The sequence below is a fragment of the Ralstonia sp. OTU4908 genome (genome assembly GCF_038440115.1).
In the GTDB taxonomy this organism is placed as follows: domain Bacteria; phylum Pseudomonadota; class Gammaproteobacteria; order Burkholderiales; family Burkholderiaceae; genus Ralstonia; species Ralstonia pickettii.
In genome coordinates, this window is sequence record NZ_JASATD010000088.1 from 1 (window position 1) to 1344 (window position 1344).

The following is a 1344-nucleotide window of genomic DNA, read 5'->3' on the forward strand; positions in this document are numbered from 1 at the left end:
GGGCCTGTCAGTAATTTCGTGTTCAAGGCATAACATGCTCGTAAGGAGACGTTATGCCACGCAAACCGAAAGCCAAGCCGGCGGACCTGCCGGCGATCCCTGCCGAACTGCTTGAGCAGTTCGGCAGCGGCCCGATGACGGCCGAAGCCATCAACGCGGCGACCCTGGCCCTCAAGAAGGCCCTGATCGAACGGGCGCTGGGCGGCGAGATGAATCACCATCTGGGCTACCCGCCAGGTGCGTCCAAGCCGGCCACGGTGAGCAATCAGCGCAACGGCACGGGCGCCAAGACGGTGCTGACCGAGGGCGGCCCGATCCGCATCGAGGTACCGCGCGACCGTGACGGCAGCTTCGCGCCGCTGCTCATCCCCAAACACGAACGACGCTTCAAGGGCTTCGACGACAAGATCGTCGCCATGTATGCCCGGGGCATGACCGTGCGCGAGATCCAGGGCTTCCTGCTGGAGCAATATGCGACGGACGTCTCGCCTGAGTTCATCAGCTCGGTCACCGACGAGGTGATGGCCGAAGTCACCGCCTGGCAGGCCCGGCCGCTCGATCCCATGTACCCGGTGGTGTTCTTCGACGCGCTGCGGGTCAAGATCCGGGAGGATGCCGTGGTGCGCAACAAGGCCGTCTATCTGGCGCTGGGGGTTCTGCCCGACGGCACGCGTGACATCCTGGGCCTGTGGATCGAGAACACCGAGGGTGCCAAGTTCTGGATGAAGGTGTTCAACGATCTCAAGACGCGCGGCGTGAACGACATCCTGATCGCCGTGACCGACGGCCTCAAGGGCATGCCCGAGGCGCTGGCAGCTGTGTTCCCCGCGACCACGCTGCAGACCTGCATCGTCCACCTGATCCGCAACAGCCTCGATTACGCGAGCTGGAAGGACCGTCGTGCGCTGGCGGCCGCGATCAGGCCGATCTACACAGCCCCGAGCGCAGAGGCCGCGCAGGCCGAGCTTGAGGCGTTTGCCGACGGCCCGTGGGGGCAGCGATACCCCACCGTCAGTGCCGCCTGGCGCAACGCCTGGGATCGCGTGATTCCGTTCTTTGCGTTCCCGCCGGCGGTACGCAAGGTGATTTACACGACGAACGCCATCGAGAACATCAACGCCCAACTACGCAAGATCATCAAGACCCGTGGCCACTTCCCGAGCGACGAAGCAGCAACAAAACTCATCTGGCTGGCACTGCGCAACATCACGGCCGGTTGGAGCCGTGCCGCTCACGACTGGAAGCAGGCGATGAACCAGTTCGCTATCCTCTACGCGGATCGATTCGTTCGACCGTCCGTGTGAATCTCAACCTCGCCTTGAACACGGAAATCCTGACACTCCC

Annotated in this window: 1 protein-coding gene; it reads left to right on the top strand. The window is 63.7% G+C overall.

Going from position 1 to position 1344, the window contains the following annotated elements:
• The first annotated feature begins 53 nt into the window (after positions 1–53).
• Positions 54–1304, top strand: coding sequence for an IS256 family transposase (locus AAHM38_RS25400; RefSeq protein ID WP_012760919.1), 1251 nt, complete (start codon positions 54–56; stop codon positions 1302–1304).
• Positions 1305–1344: the final 40 nt, after the last annotated feature.